We start from the raw sequence: 19,029 nt of genomic DNA, 5'->3' as shown, positions 1-19,029 counted from the left end.
TTGGGGAGAAATCACGCGGAGTGCTTACGTCGCGCGGATGCGAATGGGGGACGCCCGTGTCCGAAGAACCGGGCCGTGAACGTGTGATCGCGGGGCGCTACCGTCTGCTGTCCCCCCTCGGCGAGGGCGGTATGGGGACGGTGTGGCGGGCCCGTGACGAGGTGCTGCACCGTGAGGTCGCCGTCAAGGAGGTGCGCGCCCCCGCCGGGCTTCCGTCGGCCGAGGTGGAGCGCATGTACACCAGGCTGGAGCGCGAGGCCTGGGCGGCGGCCCGGGTGGCGAACCGCAACGTGGTGACGGTTTACGACGTGGCCCACCAGGAGGGCCGCCCGTGGATCGTGATGGAGCTGATCCGCGGCATCGCCCTGTCCGACCTGCTGGACGCGGAGGGCCCCGTCTCCCCGCAGCGGGCCGCGCACATCGGTGCCGAGGTCCTCTCGGCCCTGCGCGCCGCGCACTCGGTGGGGGTGCTGCACCGCGACGTCAAACCGGGCAATGTGCTGCTGTCGAACGACGGCCGGGTGGTCCTCACCGACTTCGGCATCGCCACGGTCGAGGGCAGCTCGGCGCTGACCATGACCGGGGAGGTCATCGGCTCCCCCGAGTTCCTCGCCCCGGAGCGGGCGCTCGGCCGTACCCCGGGCCCGGCGTCCGATCTGTGGTCGCTGGGCGTACTGCTGTACGCGGCCGTCGAGGGCAACTCCCCGTTCCGTCAGAACACTCCGCTGAGCACGCTGCGGGCGGTCGTCGACGAGGAGTTGCCGCCGCCGCGCCGGGCCGGTCCGCTGGCCCCGGTGATCGAGGGTCTGCTGCGCAAGGACCCGGCCGAGCGCATCCCGGCCGAGCGGGCCGAGCAGGACCTGCGGATCATCGGCACGGGCGGCACCCCGCGCACGGGCGCCCCCGCCTCCTCCCACGCCCCGACGGTCCCGGCCTTCCCGGGTGGGTCCCCGACTCCCCCGCTGCCCACGCCCGCCCCCGGCGGGGTGACCCGGCCCGCGCGCACGGCCGAGTCCGGGCCGCCGCCGCGGGGCCGCGGGGCCGCGGTGATCCTGGTCGCGGGTCTGGCCGCGCTCGCGCTGGCTCTGGCGGGACTGACCTACGCGCTGGTGCACCGGAACGACGGCAGCGGCGGCGACAGCAGCACAAGCGGTGCCGCCACGCGCGGTGACACCGCGGGCGGCGAGGCTTCGAGCGGTACCGGCAGGACCACGGGAGCGAACCCGGCGCCCTCCGGCGGGTCCACGGCCGGCGGCACGGGCGGGGCCGGCCGTACGACGAGTGCGCCCGCCCAGTCGGTGCGGGTGACGGTGTCCGGGGCGCACACCGACTACTCCGGCGCCTGTCCGCCACCGGACGCCGAGGCACCCACGTTCACGGCGACGTTCACGGTGGGGAGGGTCCCGGTCGACGTGTCCTACCGCTGGGTCACCACCACGGGCCGGGTGTCGGACCCGGGCTGGAAGACGCTGTCCTTCCCGGGAGGCGGCGGGAGGACCAAGCAGCGGCAGGTCGTCGTCACGACGTACGACCCGGGTGGTTCGATGCGCAACGCGATCGGCGTGGAGGTGCGCTCCCCGGTGGAGGCCACGTCCGACACCGTGCCGTTCTCGGTGACGTGTGAGACGGAGACCCCGACGGGCGGGGCCTCCCCCTCGAGTTCGTGACCGTCAGGCCGCGCCGTTCAGCACCGGCAGATAACCGCCGGACTGGCCGGCCGCGGTCGGGTGGTAGGACTGGCCGATGTTCAGCCAGTCGACGCTGTGCAGCCAGGAGTCACCCGAGCAGATCTCGTGGCCGCTGAAGGTGGTGCGCACGTCGCCGAAGGTGAAGCCGTGGTCGGCGGCGCGCTTGGCGATCGCGGCGTCGATGTGGTCGGCGGCGCCGTTGATCGCGGAACGCTTGGTTTCGGACAGCCCGAGGCAGGTGGTGCCGAGCTTGTAGAAGCGGGGGTAGCCCAGCACGACCACATGGGCGGACGGGGCCTTGGCCCTGATCGTCGAGTAGACGGTGTCCAGCTGGCCGGGCAGGGTCGAGTCGACGTACGCCTCGGCGGTCGCTATTCGCGACAGACAGGCGCTGTCGGACTGGAGCACACAGGTCGTCATGACATCGGAGAAGCCCGCGTCGTTGCCGCCGATGGAGATGGACACGAGGCTCGTGGCCGAGTTGAGCGTGCCGAGCTGGTTGTTGAGGACATCGGTCGTCTTGGCGCCCGAGCAGGCGAGGAAGCTGAACGAGGCGGGCGCGTGGGCGGCCTGCCACAGGTACGGGTAGGCCTTCGTGCTGCGGTTGCAACTGCCGCTGGAGCTGATGTAGCTACCGGCGCCGACGCCGGAGGAGTAGGAGTCGCCGAGGGCCACGTAGCCGCCGGCCGCGGCGAGCTGCGACGCCTGCGCCGTGACGGCTCCGGTGATGACCAGGCCGAGGGCGAGGAGGAGTGAAGTCACGTACGCCGCAAATCGGGAACGTCTCATGGAACCTCCCTTTAGCAGGATCTCTGCCACAACTGTGGTAGCAGCCAGGCGGGTTGACTGGAAGTGTCCATGCCAAAACTGTTTCGGTATTCATCGAACTCGGCCCGGGTGTTCATCCCGCCCGCCGGAACACACCCCGAGGAGCACCCAGTAGCACTCGTCACCGTTCGATGCTCGAACGACAGTTCCCCCAAGGCCCCCGTTCCTCCGGCGAACAGACGTTTAAAGCAGGCCAAGAACCTGTGCGTACCGCTTCCGCATCTTGACGGCCCCCTCCCCGCTGCGCGACATTGAAGCCCGGCATCCGGCGCTTCGGGGGGCAAAGTCGCCAATGCAGACCTTACGCATCAAGCCACCTCCGTCAGTCGAGGACGGGGGACCGGGACAGGATCCGGGGAGGGGCCTGTTCCCGCTGCTCGGGGGCGTGGCCGTCGCCGTCGCAGGGGTCGGGGCGACCCTCGCGCTGAGCGACTCGGGCTCGCCGCTGCGCGGCCCGTTCACGCTGTTCTTCCTGCTCGCCGCGCCGGCAACGGCCATCGGCGCCGCCCTGCGAGGGCTGCAACTCTGGCCTCGCACGCTGGTGTCGGTGGCGGGAGCGATCGCGGTCGACCTTCTGGTTGCCCAAGGCATGTTGGCGGTCCACCGGTGGTCGGTCACCGGCGGGATCGTCACGGTGGCCCTGATCAGCTCCCTCGTTCTCCTGCTGGTAACGGTACGACGGCAGCGCCGCCGTACGGCGAGAAGACGGGCCTGACGACGTGGACATCAGGGTGTACCGCCCCGGCGACCTGAGTGCCGCCGACCGGGCGGCATGGACGGCTTTGCAGTCGAAAGCCCATCTGAACGGCTCACCCGAACTGGCGAACCCGTTCCTGTCACCGGAGTTCGCGCTCGCCGTGGGCCGTACGAGACGCGGCGTACGGATCGCGGTGGTGTACGAGGACGGTGAGCCCGCCGCGTTCTTCCCGTTCCAGAGAACCACCGCCGGGGTCGGCCGGGCCGTCGGCCTCGGGGTCTCGGACTGCCAGGGCCTGGTGCACCGGCCCGGCTTCTCCTGGGACGCACACGAGCTGCTGCGGGCCTGCGGCCTCGCCGTCTGGGAGTTCGACCACCTGGTGGAAGGCCAGAAGCCGTTCGAGGCGGACGCCTCCGGCACCTTCCCGTCGCCGGTCATGGATGTCGACCAGGGATACGAAGCCTATCTGGGACGACTGCGCGCCCGGTCGCCGAAGTTCACCCGCACGACACTCGCCAAGGAACGCAAGCTCGGCCGGGACGCCGGCAAGGTGCGCTACGTCCACGACGAGCGCGACCCGGCGGCCCTGCGGACGCTGATGGCCTGGAAGTCCGCGCAGTACCGAAGGACCGGACGCAGCGACCGCTTCGCGCACCCCTGGATCACCCAGCTGGTGCAGCAGCTCTTCCACACCCGGTCCGAGCCGTTCGCCGGGATTCTGTCGGTGCTCTACGCGGACGAGAGGCCGATCGCGGCGCACTTCGGACTGCACACCGAGCGGGTGCTCGCCTGCTGGTTCCCGGCGTACGACCCGGAGTTCGCCAAGTACTCGCCCGGACTGGTCCTGCATCTGAGGATGGCCGAGGCCGCCGCGGCCGAAGGCATCGCCTATCTGGATCTCGGGCGGGGCCAGAAGGAATACAAGGACTCCCTCAAGACACGCGAACTGTCCGTGTCGGAGGGGTGGGTGACGCGCCGTCACCCCGTCGCGTTCGGACACAGGGCGCGCCGCGCCCCCGTCCGGGCACTGCGCAACGCGGTGCTGTCACGGCCGGAACTCTTCGAGCCGGCCGACCGGATCCTGAAACGGATCGGGAAAATCCGTTCGAGGGATTGAATTGACAACCATATCAGCGAAAACGGGGGACAAGGCCCAGGTCTTGCCATAAAGTCGCAATCGTCAACAGCGTCATACATCAACCCGCATCGGTCCATCATCAAGCGGATCCAGGGGAGGGCTCAGGTACCGCGATGGTTCCGGCGCGGGGCGCGGTAGGGGGGTGCCGTGCTCGGCGACGAAAGTCGTACGAGCCGTGCCGCGCGACCGGCTGCCGATTTCCCGGCAGACGGCCAGCTTTGCCAGCTCACCCGGCATGCACGGAGATCCATTTCGGCATGCCGTCAGTGAGAACCCCCCTTTCGAACCGGACAAAGAACCGGACTGTCCAGGGGCGGACGGTCCACCGGACGAGAGGGACCAGACTCATGAGTTCTGTGCTGCGCCCGGCATTTTCGGGCCAAGATCCGTTAAAGCCGGGAACGTACCGGCCCATCTCCACTCACCTGGCCATTGCGCCGCCGGTGAGTGTGGTGATTCCCGCCATGAATGAGGCGGAGAATCTCCCCTACGTCTTCAAGACCCTCCCCGACTGGATTCACGAAGTGGTCCTCGTGGACGGCAATTCCACCGACAACACCGTGGAGGTCGCGCGTGAGCTGTGGCCGGAGGTGAAGGTCGTCGAGCAGCGGGGCAAGGGCAAGGGCGACGCCCTGATCACCGGCTTCGAGGCCTGCACCGGCGACATCATCGTGATGGTCGACGCGGACGGCTCGGCCGACGGCCAGGAGATCGTCAGCTATGTCTCCGCGCTGGTGTCCGGTGCCGACTTCGCGAAGGGCTCGCGATTCGCGAACGGCGGCGGCACCTCGGACATGACCCCGATCCGCAAGCTGGGCAACCGGGTGCTGTGCGCCGTCGTCAACGCCAAGTTCGGCGCCCGCTACACCGACCTGTGCTACGGGTACAACGCGTTCTGGCGGCACTGCCTCGACGAGATCGACCTCGACTGCACGGGCTTCGAGGTCGAGACCCTGATGAACATCCGGGTGGTCAAGGCCGGCCTGAAGGTGCAGGAGATACCCAGTCACGAGTACCTCCGCATCCACGGCGCCAGCAACCTGCGCGCGGTGCGCGACGGGTTCCGGGTGCTGAAGGTGATCCTCAAGGAGCGCTCCAACCGGCGGGCGCTGCGCCGCCGCCCGCGCGCGGTGGCACTCAACTCCGGTCAGGGAGAGATGCCTTGAGCGTCCCGGACATCTCCGTGGTGATCTGCGTCTACACCGAGGACCGCTGGGAGGACATCCTCGCGGCGGTCGCCTCGGTGCGGGCGCAGTCGCTGCCGGCGCGCGAGACGCTGCTGGTCGTGGACCACAACGAGACCCTGCTCGATCGCTTGACCAGGGAGTACAAAGAGGTCGAGGAGGTCCGCGTGCTCGCGAACGCGGGCCCCCGCGGCCTGTCCGCCGGCCGCAACACGGGGATCGCCGCCTCGCACGGCGAGATCATCGCCTTCCTCGACGACGACGCCGTGGCCGAACGCGACTGGCTCAGGCACTTCGCCTCAGGGTACGAGGACCCACGCGTCATGGCCGTCGGCGGCCGTACGATGCCGGTCTGGGCGTCGGGCCGCCGTCCGGCCTGGTTCCCGGAGGAGTTCGACTGGGTGGTGGGCTGCACGTACAAGGGGCTGCCGCCCGGCCGGGTCCGGGTGCGCAACGTCCTCGGCGGCAACGCCTCCTTCCGCCGCACGGCCTTCGAGGCGGCGGGCGGCTTCGCCACGGGTATCGGGCGCGACGGCGACAAGCGTCCGCTGGGCTGCGAGGAGACGGAACTGTGCATCCGCCTCACCCGGGCCCGGCCCGACGCGGTCCTGCTGATCGACGACCGGGCGGTCATCCACCACCGGGTGCCCGCCCCGCGCGAGGACTTCGCGTACTTCCGCACACGTACCTATGCCGAGGGACTCTCCAAGGCACTCGTGGCCCGCAGCGTAGGCGCCGGCAAGGGCCTGGAGTCGGAGCGCCGCTACACCACCCGGGTGCTGCCCGCCGGGGTGGTCCGCGCACTGCGCGACGCCCTGCTGGCCCGCCCCGGCGGGGCGGGCCGGGTCGGCGCGATCGTCGCCGGGGTGTTCTCGGCGGCGGGCGGATACGTGCTCGGCAGCGTCCGGGCACGCCGGGGCGGCGCCACGTTCTCCGTCGTGGAACTCCCGGACCGCTCCGGGGAGGCGGCATGAGCGATCAGAGCTTGCCCATCCTCATGTACCACTCGGTCGCGACGGCGCCCAACGAGGCCACACGCGCCCTGTCGGTCGCCCCCGAGGCGTTCGCGGAACAGATGGCGCTGCTCGCGGACCTGAAGTTCACGCCCGTGACCACGGCCGAGCTGGCAAGGAGCTGGCGGGGGGACGGCCCGCTGCCCGAGCGGCCCGTCCTCATCACCTTCGACGACGGCTACGAAGGCGTGCACCGGTACGCCCTGCCGGTGCTCGCGGGCCACGGCTTCGCCTCCACTGTGTTCGTCTCGACCGGGTGGATCAGGGGCGCCCACGACACCGGCGGCGGCCTGGACACCATGCTCGACTGGGACCAGGTCCGCGACCTCGCGGGCGCCGGGGTGGAGATCGGCGGTCACAGCCACACGCACCCACAGCTCGACCAGCTGGCCGACGACGCACTCCGGTTCGAACTGGTGCACTGCCGGGAGATCATCGACGACGAGCTGGGCACCCGCCCGGTCTCGTTCGCGTATCCGTACGGCTACTCCAGCCGGCGGGTGCGCCGCACGGTGCGCGAGACCGGCTACCGCCAGTCGCTCGCCGTCGGCAACGGTCTGGCGCGCCGCCGCCAGGGCCCGTACGCACTGCAACGGGTCACCGTGCGCCGCACCACGGGCGCCGAGGAGTTCGAACGGCTCGTCCAGGGCCGTGCGATCGCCCGCAACTTCGCCAGGGACCGCGCCCTGACCAAGGGGTACGCCGTGGTCCGAAGAGCACGACAGGCTTGCCGGAAGGCCATCCGTTCCAGTGTCTGACACGACGACCACAACCCAGGACCCCGAGGCCCGGACCGCTCCCCCGGAGCGGCCCGGCCGCCGCCTGCGCCTGCCCGGACACGGCGGGGGCGGCGGCAGCCAGCTGTTCCGCAACGCCTACGCGCTGATGCTCAACACCGGTATCTCGGCGGTGCTCGGCCTCGGCTACTGGCTGGTCGCGGCCCGCTACTACTCCGACGCGGCGGTCGGCCAGGGATCGGCCGCGATCGCCGCCATGAAGCTCCTCGCCGGGCTCACCGCGGTGACGCTGACCGGTGCCCTGGCCCGCTTCATCCCGATCTCGGGGCACACCACCGGGCGCCTCATCCTCCGTACCTACGCGGGCAGTTCGATCGTCGTGGCGCTGGCCGCGGGGATCTTCCTGCTGACGCTGAACGTGTGGGGGCGGTCGTACCACTTCCTGCACGGACCGGGCCCCGCACTCGTGTTCGTCCTGGCGGTCGTGGCCTGGAACCTGCTCACCCTCCAGGACGGCGTGCTGACCGGGCTGCGGAGCGCGCCGTGGGTGCCGGTGGGCAACACCGTCTTCTCCGCGGTGAAACTGGTGCTGCTCGTCGGCTTGGCGGCGGCCGTCCCCATGATGGGCGTCTTCGTCTCCTGGGTCGCCGCCATCGCCACCTCCGTACTGCCGCTCGGCTGGCTGGTGTTCCGGCGTCTCGTGCCCCGGCACGTCAAGGCGACCGAGAACCACGCCGGCCCGCCGTCGCTGAAGGCGATCGGCCGTTTCCTGGCGGGCGACTACACCGGTTCGCTGTTCTCGCTCGCGGTGGTCTATCTGGTCCCGGTGATCGTGGCCTCGCAGGTCAGCGCCGCGGACAACGCGTACTTCTACATCACCACCACCATCGGCGGCACGACCAACCTGCTCGCCATCAACATGGGTGCCTCGCTCACCGTCGAGGGCTCGCACGACCCGGCGCGGCTCGCCGCCAACACCCGGGCTGCCCTGAGGCGCATGGCCCGGATCATGTTGCCGGTGTGCGGGCTGCTGTTCCTCGGCGCGCCCGTCATCCTGCACGTCTTCGGCGACGGCTACGCCCACGCGGCGACCCCGCTGCTGCGCTGGTTCGCGGTCGGGGCGCTGCTGCGGGTCGTCATGGAGACGTACTTCGCGGTGCTGCGAGCCCAGAGCCGCACCCTGGGACTGGCCTGTCTCCAGGGACTGCTGTGCGTCCTGGTGCTCGGTCTGACCGTGCTGCTGCTGCCCCGCATGGGGCTCACCGGCGCGGGAGTCGCGGAGATCTCCAGCCTCATGGTGATCGTGGCGATCGCCGCACCGAGGCTCTACCGGATCCTGCGCACCGCGCCGGGCAAGGCCGTGCCCGAGGACACGGCACCGGACGGGGACCTCGCCGACCTGGGGGCGCGCGCGGTCCCCGCGCCGAGGACCGGCCCCTCCTGGGCGAAGAAGATCGACGCCGACACGCTCGCGCTCGGCATCCACGTCGACTTCGACCACCAGGAGCGCCGGCCGGACGTGCGCCCCGGTCCGGGCACGCCGCCGACCGGGACGCCCGTGGTGCCCGGGGAGCACGACCGCCCGACGCGGTCGCTGCTGCTGCCGCCGCCGGACCGTCCGGTGGGCCTGCCGGGCTCCGCCGCGCGGGCGCGACAAACGGCGGACGGCCCACAGCTCACCGACGACCCGCAGCGCACCGACGACCCGCAGCGCACCGACGGCCCACAGCTCACCGACGTCCCGCGGCGCACCGACGGCCCACAGCTCACCGACGACCCGCAGCTCACCGACGACCCTCAGCTCACCGACGGCCCACAGCTCACCGACGACCCGCAGCTCACCGACGACCCGCGCTCTTCCGGCTCTTCCGGCTCTCCGGTCGGAGCGCTCCGGCTACGGCCGAGCCGGTCCGGGCTCCTGCTCGGCTCCCTGCTGGTCGTGGCACTGTTGCTGTACTGGGTGCCCACGCTGGGCATGAACGACGGCTCCCTCGACCACATGGGCGGCCTGGGGCTGATCTCCGTCCTGCCGCTGCCGACCCTGGCGGGAGCCGTGCTGCTGGTCGTGGTGTTCGCCGGGCTGCTGTGGCGCGGCCGTGAGCACAAGGGCCTGCTGCTGGCCACCCTGCTCGCCACGGTCGTCTCCCTGCACGCGCTTCCCGCCGTGATCGAGAGCGAGCCGCGCTTCGCGACGGCCTGGCAGCACCTCGGGTTCCTCGACTACATCGACCGCACCGGGTCCGCCGTACCGGATCTGGACGCCCGCTGGAGCTGGCCGGGCTTCTTCGCGGTGGCCGCGTTCGTCGCGAAGGCCTGCGGGGTCACCGACCTCACCGAGGTCATCCGCTGGTGGCCGACGGCCATCCAACTGCTCTACCTCGCGCCGATGTTCCTGCTGGTGCGCTCACTGCGGGCGAGCTGGCGTGCCAAGTGGACAGGCGTCTGGATCTTCGTGCTCAGCGGCTGGGTCGGCCAGGACTACTTCTCCCCGCAGGGTTTCACCTATCTGCTCTACCTGGCCTTCGTGGCGATCCTGCTGGTGTGGTTCCGCGCACCGCGTGTGCTGTGGACCAAGGCCCGCCCCGGCGAGGCGGAGGTCGAGCCGACCACCCGTGGGCAGCGGGCCGTGCTGCTCATGGTGCTGATCGGCCTGTACGCGGCGAGCGTCCCGGCCCACCAGCTCACGCCGTTCGTGATGCTGGGCGTGCTCGCGGCGCTCGTCCTGGCCGGCCGCTCCGAGCTGCGCGGGCTGCCGATCCTGTTCGCGGTGCTGGTGGCGGTCTGGGTCGGCTTCATGGCCGAGCCGTACTGGTCCGGGCACTTCAACGAGCTGTTCGGCGGGGTCGGCGGCGTCGGCAGCAATGTGTCGACCTCCGTGTCCGGGCGTATCCAGGGCGGCGACTCGACGCACAAGCTCGTCCTCTACGCGCGCGTGGCGCTCGCGGGTGGCGTGCTGGCGTTCGCGTGCTGGGGCTGGTGGCGCCGGCGTGCGCACCAGTACCGCGAGCGGTCGCTGCTCGTGCTGACCTTTGTGCCGTTCCTCGGCTTCGGGATGCAGTCGTACGGCGGTGAAATGGCCCTGCGGGTGTTCATGTTCGCCGTGCCGGGCGCGGCGCTGCTCGCCGGGCTCGCGCTCTTCCCGCGCACCGGGGGGACGGCCGGCGGGCGGGGCGGCGGCCGGGTGAGCCTCGCGCCGCTCGCGGCCCTCGTGGCGGGTCTCCTCCTGATGGGCGGCTTCCTCGTGGCCCGCTGGGGCAACGAGTCGTTCGAGCGGATCCGCCCGGGCGAGGTCGCGGCCATGGAGTACGTGTACGCGCACGACGACCCGACCGTGCGGCTGCTGTGGCTGAGCAACGACACGGTCAACAACGTGACACCGGCGATGCCGTGGGGCGCGAAGGACATGGAGAAGGTGAACTACGTGCCGGCCTTGGCACCCACCGATCCGGTTCTGGTGTCGGGCCTGGTCAAGTCGCTCAAAGACGCGGGCCCCCACTCCTACCTCATGATCAACCGCAGCCAGGTGACTTATCTGCGGATGGATGTGGGCTACTCGGCTACCTGGGAGTCGCGGCTCGTCCGGAGCCTGGACGGCCGCCAGGAGCTGAGGAAGGTCCTCGGCAACGACGACGTGACCATGTACGCGCTGCGCGAGCAGCCCGCGGGCGAGGTCGCGAAGCCGCATCCGGGTCCGATCGGCCCGCGGGTGACCTGGACGCCGTGGTCGGTGGTCGGGGGGCTCGCGGCCGTGGCGCTGGTCCTGATGCTGACGGCGCGCGAGATCGTACGGGTGGCGATGCCGCCGAGCGTGCGGCAGCTGCGCCTGCTGCAGAGCAGTTTCTGGTTCTCCCTGCCCCTGCTGGCGGTGCTGCTGGCCTCGCTGGTACAGCGGTTCCTGACCATGGGGAAGGGCTGAGCGCCAGGCCGGGGGTCAACGGGCGTACGAGGGGGAGCGGCTCACCGCCGCAGCCACTTCACCTCGTACGCCTTCATGTCGAACCGCTTGCCGTCGGCCTGGGCGCTGATCGCGCGGCCGAGGGTGTTCACCACGAGGACGACCTTGTCGTCGGCGAGGACGCGGACGTTGGGGACGTCGTCTCGGGCGACCGGCACCGTCCGGTACGTCGTGCCCGGCGGGAACTCCTTGCCGAACCGGGAGACCAGGTCGTACATGGGCAGTTCCCTGCCGCCGTTGGCGCTGCCGGTCGGCGTCCACAGGCAGCCCGGGCAGCCGGTGCCCTTCTCCTCCTCCGGGTTCCAGTAGAAGCCTGAGGAGGCGCCACCCTTGACCAGGGCGATCATTCCGGTGGCCTGTACGGCGACGCGGTGGTCCTCTCTCCAACCGTTACGGTCGTCGTTGCCGTCGGCGGGCTCGACGTAGTACTCGGCCCACCACAGCGGCAGGTCGTGGGTCTGCTCGCGCACCCAGGCGCCTACGGCGGTGAGTTTGTCGGTGGCGGCGAACTCGTTCGGCAGCAGGTCGTCGTCCTTGGTGTAGCTGGAGCCGTCCACGACGACGAAGTCGGCGCCCGCCTTGTGCCGGTTCCAGTAGGCGAAGGCGTCCAGGACCCGCTGGTCCATGGCGCCCCAGGTGCCCCGCAGGGTCGTGGAGGCGTCCTGCTTCTGCCGTGGGTCGACGCTGTCCATGACGAGGTACGGACCACCCACCATGATCTTGTCGTCGACCTGTTTGAGCGCCTTGTAGACAAGGTTGTACAGCTCGGTGTAGCCCTCGTAGTCCCAGCGTGCCCCGGAGTCGTTCCAGAAGCCCTTGAACTCGTTCCAGACGATGAAGTGGCGCACGTCCGGATAGCGCTTGGCGACGGTCGCGGCGAGGGCCGCGAAGTCCTTGTAGTGGTCGGGCGTCGGCGCGGTCTCCAGAGCGGCCTGACTCCAGTCGGTGGTGCCGGCGCCCGCCTTGCCGCCCTTCATCCAGTCCGGGGCACAGCACAGGGTGACCACGGGGGTGCCGCCGGACTTGCGGACGAAGTCGATGCGGCGGTCCATCTCCTGGAAGTCGTAACGGCCCTTCACCGGCTCGGGGTTGCCCGCGCCCCAGCCCATGATGTGCTGGTTCTGCGGCAGGCCGGTCCCGGCGAGCAGCCCCTCGACGCGCGCGGTCGCGGCGCCGCTGCCCTCGTCGGCGCTGTACTGGGTGTGTGTGAAGCCCCAGCCGACGTCCGGCTTCGTGGCCGCTGTCGGGTTGGCCGGCGTACCGTGCACCGTGCCGCCGTCGCGCGTGGTGCCCCTGGTGCTCGGGCCATCGCCGGGCAGTGTGCTGATCAGGGTGACCACCAGGGCCAGAACGGCCGCCCCCACGCCGAGCAGAGCGGTCAGAGACCACCGCCGTGCCCCCGGTATCCACTCATGACGTCCCATCATGGGCCACAGTAACGGCCGGACTCGGGCCGGGCACAGATTTCGCCGTCAACAGCCCGGTGACAGGACGTACCGGATGGACCGGGAGCACGGCGCACATCCGACACACCCGGCGCACTTCGGAAACCGGGTGCACGGGAGGGTCCGGTGACGGATCATGGCCGCATGCCCGCGAACCCACACGATGCTCTGCCGATCCGGCTCAACGTCGACGACAGCGACTCGCCGTCCGACGTCGTCGACGCGCTGTTCCTCGGCCGCTTCGCGACGGGCGAGCAGCCCTACTCGCACGCGGCGAACATCGACCGCGTACGCTCCGGGGCCACACTCCTGCCGCCCGACGCCCGGGTGCTGCGCATCGCCCGCGACGACGACCGCAGCGCGACCCTCGCGGAGGGCGACGGCTGGACACTGCTGGTCTCCCGCTGGAACCGCGGCGCGGACGTCACGGTGACGGCCACCAGCGCCGAGCTGGCCGAACAGGTGCTGGAGCAGGCGACGGACGGCGCGACGGACGAGCCGGAGCCGCAGCCGGAGAACGTGACGATGGGCTTCTGGTACGTGTCCCCGAGGCGCGGTCCGCACCGTACGACGCGGCAGATCTCGGCGGGCACCTGGGAGGAGGTCCGCGCCAACTACACGGCACCGGTGGCGGACGCCATGGACCGGCTGATGAAGATGACCCCGGAGGACATCGCGGGCCGGCTGCTGCTGCTCCACGGCCCGCCGGGTACGGGCAAGACATCGGCGCTGCGGACGCTGGCCCGCTCCTGGCGGGACTGGTGCCAGGTGGACTGCGTCCTGGACCCGGAGCGGCTCTTCAGCGATGTCGGTTATCTGATGGACATCGCGATCGGCGAGGAGGACACGGCGGGCAAGGGCCGCTGGCGGCTGCTCCTGCTGGAGGACTGCGACGAGCTGATCCGCGGCGAGGCGAAGCACACCGCGGGCCAGGCGCTGTCCCGTCTGCTGAACCTGACGGACGGACTGCTGGGGCAGGGCAGGAACGTCCTGGTGGGCATCACGACCAACGAGGACCTGGAGCGTCTCCACCCGGCGGTCGTACGTCCCGGCCGCTGTCTGGCCCGTATCGAGGTCGGTCCGCTGACCCGGCAGGAGGCGGTGGGCTGGCTCGGCCGGGAAGAAGGCCTGGGCCGCGACGGCGCGACCCTCGCGGAGCTGTACGCGCTGCGGCGGGGGACGTCACCGGCGTCGGTGCCCGACCAGCGGGCGGGGGCGGACTCGGGGCTGTATCTGTAGCCGTAGCCGTGGAGGCCGTCAGCCGGTGCTTTGATGGACGTATGACCCTGTTCGTCGGCACCTCGGGGTGGCAGTACAAGGACTGGCGCGCTGTCCTGTACCCCGCCGACGTGCCCGTACGGCTGTGGCTGGAGGAGTACGCGACACGCTTCGCCACGGTCGAGATCAACAACGCGTTCTACCGGCTGCCGTCCAGGGAGACCTTCGAGAGCTGGCGGGAGCGGGTGCCGCCGGACTTCGTGGTGGCGGTCAAGGCCAGTCGCTACCTGACCCACATCAAACGGCTGAAGGATCCCGAGGAGCCGGTGCACCGCCTGATGAGCCACGCGGCGGGGCTCGGTGACCGGCTCGGCCCGGTCCTGCTCCAGCTTCCGCCCACACTGCGCGCCGACCCGGTCCTCCTGGACGACTGCCTCGCCCGCTTCCCGTCCGGCACCCGGGTCGCGGTCGAACCCCGGCACGACTCCTGGTGGACGCCCCGGGTGCGCGAGGTGCTCGAGGCCCGGGGCGCGGCGCTGTGCTGGGCCGATGTGCTCTCCCGCCCGGTCACCCCCCTGTGGCGGACCACCGACTGGGGCTACGTCCGCTTCCATGCGGGCCGCGCCCGGCCGTGGCCGCGCTACGGCCGCCGCTCCCTGACGTCCTGGGTCCACCGCATCGCCGGGACCTGGCCCGACGACCGGGACGTCCATGTCTACTTCAACAACGACCCGCACGCGGCGGCGGTCCTGGACGCGACGGCCTTCGCCCGTGTGGCGTCGGCAGCGGGCCTGACGGTGACACGCACCCCGGATCGTCTGCCGACGGCGACGGCCGAACCGGCCCGGTAGCCTCCCGCAACACCTGCGGAAAGCCGCCCCACCGTCACGGGCCGGGCGCCGGGCCCGTCCCGGTGCCGTCGCCGTCTCAGTCGCCGTAGGCGGCCCTGAGGGCGTCGCGGACGGCGGCCAGCGCTTCCTCCTCGCCGAGCCCCAGCCGACGTACCCGTTCGGCGTAGCCGGAGGCGGCGGCCGCCGCCTCCCGCTCCGCGGCCGAACCGGCGGCGGCCACGAACGTTCCGTTGCGCCCCCGTGTCTCGATCACCCCGTCCGTCTCCAGCGCGCGGTACGCCTTGGCGACCGTGTTCGCCGCGAGGCCGAGGGACTCGGCGAGCCCCCGCACGGTCGGCAGCCGGTAGCCCACCGGCAGCACCCCCGACCGGGCCTGCTCGGAGATCTGCGCCCGTACCTGCTCGAACGGCGGTGCGCTCCCGTCAATCCGGATCTTCAACGTCACGGGCCGATTCTCCCGCACCGCCGGAAAATGAGAGGCATCCCCGCGGCCCGCCCGCGTACCGTGCGCCCTTGTGACAGTGAACGCTGCCGGAGCCGCGTCCCGGATGGAGGTCGTCCTGGTCAAGGCGGGTCGTACGAAGATCCGTTACCCGGCCGGGCTGCTTCACGACGACGGCACCCGGATCGCCGTATGGGCCGCCTGGGCCGGGGGCGGCGTCCGTGACTTCGGCTTCGTGCGATTCGAGCCCGGTGACGTCCTCACCGAGTACTACTGGCGCGACCGGTGGTACGCGGTGAAGGAGGTGCGCGACGGGCGGGGCGCCCTGAAGGGCTGGTACTGCGACATCACACGCCCAGCCGTCCTCTCCGGCCGCGAACTGGTCGTGGAGGACCTCGACCTGGACCTGTGGCGCTCCGCGGACGGCGCGACCGTGCTCCGCCTCGACGAGGACGAGTTCGCGGCGAGCGGCCTCGCGAGGACGGAACCCGTCGGCCGCCGCGGCCGCCGTACAGGCCCTGGACACCCTCGAACTCCTCGCGCGCGGCGACGGCTTCGAGGCGCTGCTGGCCTGAGCCGGAGGTCGCAGGGTCCGACGGTCCAGGCCCGGGGCGGGGTGGTCAGGGCACCGCCACCACCGCGTACCGCTCGTCGTCCACCTCCTTGCCCCACAGCCGGGCGTCGTCCGTGAGCCGTTCGACGCGCACGTCGCGGGCAAGGGGCGCAAGGAGCGCGGTCAGCCGTTCGGCGGGTATCCCGACCGGGCTGGTGGTCCCCCACACCCCCTCGACCAGCACCAGCCGTCCTCCAGGGCGCAGCAGTGCCCGCCAGCGCCGCAGGGCTCGGCCGGGGTCGGGCAGGGTCCACAGCACATGGCGGACGAGGACGGCGTCGAAGAGTCGCTCTCGGACCGGCGGGGCCGCGGCGTCGCCGACGAGGAACACGGCGTCATGGGCGGCGGACTTCGCCCGTGCGAGGGCGACCATGGCCGGCGACAGGTCCACCCCCGCCTCGTCGAAACCGGCCGCCGCCCGGTCCCAGTCCACAGGGGCTCCTGGTGCCACCGAGGTTTCGGGTGCCCGGTTCCTGGCCATGTTCCTGGTCATGTCCCTGGTCATACCGCCAGGGTGACAGCCGCCACTGACAGTCGATTGGTGACAGCCGCCACAGACAGACAGCGATCGATCAGGAAACCTCGCCGGAAACGTCTACCTCCGCCCTCACGCGGAACCCGGTAGGCACAAGGAGGCAGCCATGCGCCGAATGACCGTGCACAAGCCCCTGAAGAGGACCGACTCCCGCCGGGTGCGGGAGGAGACCGACGACCGCCCCACGGAGCGCCCGGAAGTCCGCAAGGACATCGCCCGCCTCTGGTGGCCGGACGCCTGAGTCCGCGTGCCCCGTCACCCTTGGCACGGCCGAAACGCTCAGTGCGACCGGTGGCGGCGAACTGCCGGGGCAGTGTCCGAGCCTCCGGACATCAACTGCGACTCGGCCGTCCGGGAAGGCGAGCGTTCGGCCACGAGGTGCCGGTCAGCCTCGCGACCTGACCAGCCACTAGCGGGGGCGAAGGTGGTCGGCGCATCGGCGATCCATCGCGCTGCTGTCGATCGTGCAGCTGGGCACGTCATAGCCCGGTCACCGGCATGCCGAAGGGGCCCCGGCTGCCGGGGCCCCTTCGGCATGATGTTGGTCTCAGGCGTCTGTCAGCCGTCTCACGCCGCCCATCGCCGGCGAGCTCGGGCTCGTCAAAGCTTCCCGCCGATCTCGCACGCCCGGCACGGCGGCCGGCCGCAGGTGCACTGCATGAGGGCGTCGACGACGTCGCGGTCGTGGTAGAGGCACTCGTCCCTGCAGGTGTGCCGCGGGATGAACCCTGCCGGGATCTCACCGGGCCACGGCTCGTGACCGTCCCTGCAGCGGGCGAACCGCTCGGGGTCGGTGGAGTGCAGGTCGTGCATGCTCGACCGCGCCTCGTCCTCCAGCTCGCGCACTCGTGCCACCAGGCTCTTCAGCTCGGCGGCCAGGCTGGAGTACTGGGCCGTGCCGGTCCTCACGTGCGCGGCCCGCAGTGCCATCGCCGCGTTGCCCAGAAACCTGCCGGCGTCCTGAAGGTCGGTCACGTGATGCAACTGAATGCCGTTCACGCCTCGTACCCATACGGCGTCCGTATTGCTCACTGATCCGCCCTCCCGGCGTTCGCCTTGGTTTTCTGGCAAGACAGTATGCGCGGCACCACTGCCCTCACATAAGGAAAAACGACCTATTCAAGGAAGCTAAGGGTCTCGATCGAAACCGTCCAGCGAATTCAGCGTGAGTCGGCTCACAACAGGCGTGACCTCGTAATTGGCAGCACATTCCGGAAGATCCATTACTCACTCCCGTGATGGATCTTCCGCGGGATCTTCTCCTGGATCTATCCCGCATGCATTTCGCGGCACCCGCCGGCTGCCACTCGCTATCCGACGAGCAAGCAGGAGCGCGCTCCCGCCCGGCGAGCCCACCGCCCTCGACGATCAGGTACTCGGGGCGGCGGATGGGGGTTCCATCGGCCCAGCACTCCAAGATCACCCGGGTGCCGGCCGCGTACCGGTCCCGGGCCCGCGCCCTCCTTGACGGCTTGCGGGGTCGGTGCCGTCACCGACGATCTTGATGTTCGGTCGAGGAGTCGCCACTGCAAGCCCCGTGAGCGACCCCGCCACCCTCCACTTGACGCACGGATGGGCGAGTCGTCCACTGGAAAGCAGAGAAACACTGTGGCGCCCCTCTATGAGAATGCGCGCCACGCTTTCAGGTTGAGCAGTGTCTACAGGGTGCCCGGATTGGCGATGGCAGGCGATGGCAACCTACGAATATCTCTGCAGCCGTTGTGGGCCTTTCGACGTGAAGCTGCCGATCGGGACTGCGCCCCCGGCTTATGGCTGCCCTGTTTGCGCAGGCACTGCAAGACGTGTGTTCTCCTCGCCCGGCCTCGCGCTGACCTCACACGGGGTCACTGCCCTCCACGAGCGGGAGGAGCAGTCCCGCGACGTCCCGGCCGTGGTGTCCGAGGTGCCGCCGGGCCGCAGGGTGCCACGGCGCCCGCACCCCGCGCTGTCGCGGTTGCCGCGGCCCTGAGAGGGGTGGTCGACAAGGCAGAGCGTCTCAGCGGTTTCGCCGATCCGGTCTCCCACGCGGACTGAGGAGGTGCGTCCCCGTGGGCAACGTGGGGTTGCTCTTTGTCGGTGCGGTGCTGTTCATGAACGGGCTGTTGCTGCTGAGGAAGGTCGACGCCAAGTCCGCAGCGGTGTTCAACCTCTTCGTGGGTGGGTTGCAGGTACTGACACCGACCTATCTCATCTTCACCGCCGGCAATGATCACATGAAGATTCTGGCGGCGTCCGGAATCTACCTGTTCGGATTCACCTATCTTTATGTGGGAATTGTCCTGCTCGCCGAGATCGACAATATCTGCGTCGGCTACTACTCCCTCTTCGTGGCGATCGTGGCCCTGGGGTACTCGTTCGTCAATTTCCACCTCTTCAAGGACTACCCCTTCGGAGTCATCTGGCTCTACTGGGCTTTCCTATGGTTCCTGTTCTTCCTGCTGCTCGGTCTCAAGAAGACAAAGTTGTCCGACTATGTGGGCTGGGTGACGGCGATCGAGGGCTGGGTCACCGGTGTCATTCCCGCGGCGCTGCTGCTTTCCGGCTACTGGAAACACACCACGGAGATCGCCATCGCCCTCGGGGCCTTCGGGGTCGTCGTGTTCGCGGCGCTGTGGCCGCTCACCAGGAAACCGCGGCAGCCGACCAGGGCCGCAACGGCCGGAAGTACGGGCACAACGTCCTGAC

Annotated in this window: 17 protein-coding genes and 1 pseudogene; 13 read left to right on the top strand and 5 right to left on the bottom strand. The window is 70.4% G+C overall.

The genetic code is table 11. The features are described 5' to 3' along the window. Positions 1 to 56 precede the first annotated feature (56 nt). Complete coding sequence (locus ABZ823_RS07255; RefSeq protein ID WP_361654918.1) at positions 57 to 1,667, top strand: serine/threonine-protein kinase; 1,611 nt, start codon at positions 57 to 59, stop codon at positions 1,665 to 1,667. A gap of 3 nt (positions 1,668 to 1,670) precedes the next feature. On the opposite strand, the gene ABZ823_RS07250 is transcribed toward ABZ823_RS07255, so the two are convergent. Beyond that, positions 1,671 to 2,477 (bottom strand): SGNH/GDSL hydrolase family protein, encoded by an 807-nt coding sequence (locus tag ABZ823_RS07250; protein WP_361654915.1) that lies wholly within the window; start codon positions 2,475 to 2,477, stop codon positions 1,671 to 1,673. 424 nt (positions 2,478 to 2,901) lie between these two features. Between ABZ823_RS07250 and ABZ823_RS07245 the strand changes: the two genes are divergently transcribed. The 6 genes from ABZ823_RS07245 to ABZ823_RS07220 all read left to right on the top strand — a co-directional run bounded on the left by ABZ823_RS07245 (position 2,902) and on the right by ABZ823_RS07220 (position 11,201). Beyond that, positions 2,902 to 3,231 carry a hypothetical protein gene (locus ABZ823_RS07245; RefSeq protein WP_361654912.1) on the top strand — a complete coding sequence of 110 codons (330 nt, stop codon included), beginning with the start codon at positions 2,902 to 2,904 and terminating at the stop codon, positions 3,229 to 3,231. 4 nt (positions 3,232 to 3,235) lie between these two features. Continuing rightward, the gene (locus ABZ823_RS07240) at positions 3,236 to 4,330 is read left to right on the top strand and encodes a GNAT family N-acetyltransferase (RefSeq protein ID WP_361654909.1); all 1,095 of its coding nucleotides are present in this window, start codon (positions 3,236 to 3,238) and stop codon (positions 4,328 to 4,330) included. Between the two features lie 368 nt (positions 4,331 to 4,698). Continuing rightward, entirely contained in the window at positions 4,699 to 5,517 is an 819-nt protein-coding gene (locus ABZ823_RS07235) for a glycosyltransferase family 2 protein (protein ID WP_361654907.1), read from the top strand. Beyond that, positions 5,514 to 6,509, top strand: a complete 996-nt coding sequence (locus ABZ823_RS07230) for a glycosyltransferase family 2 protein (RefSeq protein ID WP_361654904.1) — start codon at positions 5,514 to 5,516, stop codon at positions 6,507 to 6,509. The genes ABZ823_RS07235 and ABZ823_RS07230 overlap by 4 nt, the downstream gene beginning before the upstream one ends. Then, complete coding sequence (locus tag ABZ823_RS07225; protein ID WP_361654902.1) at positions 6,506 to 7,306, top strand: polysaccharide deacetylase family protein; 801 nt, start codon at positions 6,506 to 6,508, stop codon at positions 7,304 to 7,306. The genes ABZ823_RS07230 and ABZ823_RS07225 overlap by 4 nt, the downstream gene beginning before the upstream one ends. Beyond that, positions 7,299 to 11,201: a lipopolysaccharide biosynthesis protein gene (locus tag ABZ823_RS07220; protein WP_361654899.1), complete on the top strand. Its 3,903-nt coding sequence runs from the start codon at positions 7,299 to 7,301 to the stop codon at positions 11,199 to 11,201. Before ABZ823_RS07225 ends, ABZ823_RS07220 begins: the two co-directional genes overlap by 8 nt. 41 nt (positions 11,202 to 11,242) lie before the next feature. Here the strand turns inward: ABZ823_RS07220 and ABZ823_RS07215 are convergent, their stop codons facing one another. Further along, positions 11,243 to 12,664, bottom strand: coding sequence for a xylan 1,4-beta-xylosidase (locus ABZ823_RS07215; protein WP_361655864.1), 1,422 nt, complete (start codon positions 12,662 to 12,664; stop codon positions 11,243 to 11,245). A 147-nt stretch (positions 12,665 to 12,811) separates the two neighbouring features. On the opposite strand from ABZ823_RS07215, the gene ABZ823_RS07210 reads away from it, so the two are divergent. Both ABZ823_RS07210 and ABZ823_RS07205 read left to right on the top strand, forming a co-directional pair. After that, the gene (locus tag ABZ823_RS07210; protein WP_361654896.1) at positions 12,812 to 13,924 is read left to right on the top strand and encodes a DUF5925 domain-containing protein; all 1,113 of its coding nucleotides are present in this window, start codon (positions 12,812 to 12,814) and stop codon (positions 13,922 to 13,924) included. A gap of 41 nt (positions 13,925 to 13,965) precedes the next feature. After that, on the top strand, positions 13,966 to 14,754 hold the full coding sequence (locus ABZ823_RS07205) for a DUF72 domain-containing protein (protein ID WP_361654893.1): 789 nt from the start codon (positions 13,966 to 13,968) through the stop codon (positions 14,752 to 14,754). 76 nt (positions 14,755 to 14,830) lie between these two features. Here the strand turns inward: ABZ823_RS07205 and ABZ823_RS07200 are convergent, their stop codons facing one another. After that, complete coding sequence (locus ABZ823_RS07200; protein ID WP_361654890.1) at positions 14,831 to 15,199, bottom strand: GntR family transcriptional regulator; 369 nt, start codon at positions 15,197 to 15,199, stop codon at positions 14,831 to 14,833. Between the two features lie 70 nt (positions 15,200 to 15,269). On the opposite strand from ABZ823_RS07200, the pseudogene ABZ823_RS07195 reads away from it, so the two are divergent. Continuing rightward, a pseudogene (locus tag ABZ823_RS07195) lies at positions 15,270 to 15,771 on the top strand (DUF402 domain-containing protein). 45 nt (positions 15,772 to 15,816) lie between these two features. On the opposite strand, the gene ABZ823_RS07190 reads toward ABZ823_RS07195, so the two are convergent. Continuing rightward, a complete protein-coding gene (locus tag ABZ823_RS07190; RefSeq protein ID WP_361655862.1) occupies positions 15,817 to 16,290 on the bottom strand; it encodes a class I SAM-dependent methyltransferase in 474 nt (157 codons plus the stop codon). A gap of 160 nt (positions 16,291 to 16,450) precedes the next feature. Between ABZ823_RS07190 and ABZ823_RS07185 the strand changes: the two genes are divergently transcribed. Next, positions 16,451 to 16,585, top strand: a complete 135-nt coding sequence (locus tag ABZ823_RS07185; protein ID WP_361654887.1) for a hypothetical protein — start codon at positions 16,451 to 16,453, stop codon at positions 16,583 to 16,585. A gap of 359 nt (positions 16,586 to 16,944) precedes the next feature. Here ABZ823_RS07185 and ABZ823_RS07180 read toward each other — a convergent pair whose 3' ends face one another. Beyond that, positions 16,945 to 17,376 (bottom strand): hypothetical protein, encoded by a 432-nt coding sequence (locus ABZ823_RS07180; protein ID WP_361654884.1) that lies wholly within the window; start codon positions 17,374 to 17,376, stop codon positions 16,945 to 16,947. Positions 17,377 to 18,034: 658 nt separating this feature from the next. Between ABZ823_RS07180 and ABZ823_RS07175 the strand changes: the two genes are divergently transcribed. Further along, positions 18,035 to 18,313: a zinc ribbon domain-containing protein gene (locus ABZ823_RS07175; protein WP_361654881.1), complete on the top strand. Its 279-nt coding sequence runs from the start codon at positions 18,035 to 18,037 to the stop codon at positions 18,311 to 18,313. 79 nt (positions 18,314 to 18,392) lie between these two features. Further along, the gene (locus ABZ823_RS07170) at positions 18,393 to 19,028 is read left to right on the top strand and encodes an AmiS/UreI family transporter (RefSeq protein ID WP_361654878.1); all 636 of its coding nucleotides are present in this window, start codon (positions 18,393 to 18,395) and stop codon (positions 19,026 to 19,028) included. Position 19,029 lies beyond the last annotated feature (1 nt).

The sequence above is a fragment of the Streptomyces sp. NPDC047079 genome (genome assembly GCF_040643755.1).
Lineage (GTDB): Bacteria > Actinomycetota > Actinomycetes > Streptomycetales > Streptomycetaceae > Streptomyces.
The sequence above is the reverse complement of the archived record's forward strand: the minus strand, read 5'-3'. Positions and strand labels throughout refer to the sequence as shown.

Coding starts and splice junctions, on each gene's coding strand:
- ABZ823_RS07250 (WP_361654915.1), bottom strand. CDS start 2,477: ATGAGACGTTCCCGATTTGCGGCGTACGTGACTTCACTCCTCCTCGCC.
- ABZ823_RS07235 (WP_361654907.1), top strand. CDS start 4,699: ATGAGTTCTGTGCTGCGCCCGGCATTTTCGGGCCAAGATCCGTTAAAG.
- ABZ823_RS07225 (WP_361654902.1), top strand. CDS start 6,506: ATGAGCGATCAGAGCTTGCCCATCCTCATGTACCACTCGGTCGCGACG.
- ABZ823_RS07215 (WP_361655864.1), bottom strand. CDS start 12,664: ATGGGACGTCATGAGTGGATACCGGGGGCACGGCGGTGGTCTCTGACC.
- ABZ823_RS07205 (WP_361654893.1), top strand. CDS start 13,966: ATGACCCTGTTCGTCGGCACCTCGGGGTGGCAGTACAAGGACTGGCGC.
- ABZ823_RS07190 (WP_361655862.1), bottom strand. CDS start 16,290: ATGGCCAGGAACCGGGCACCCGAAACCTCGGTGGCACCAGGAGCCCCT.
- ABZ823_RS07185 (WP_361654887.1), top strand. CDS start 16,451: ATGCGCCGAATGACCGTGCACAAGCCCCTGAAGAGGACCGACTCCCGC.
- ABZ823_RS07175 (WP_361654881.1), top strand. CDS start 18,035: ATGGCAACCTACGAATATCTCTGCAGCCGTTGTGGGCCTTTCGACGTG.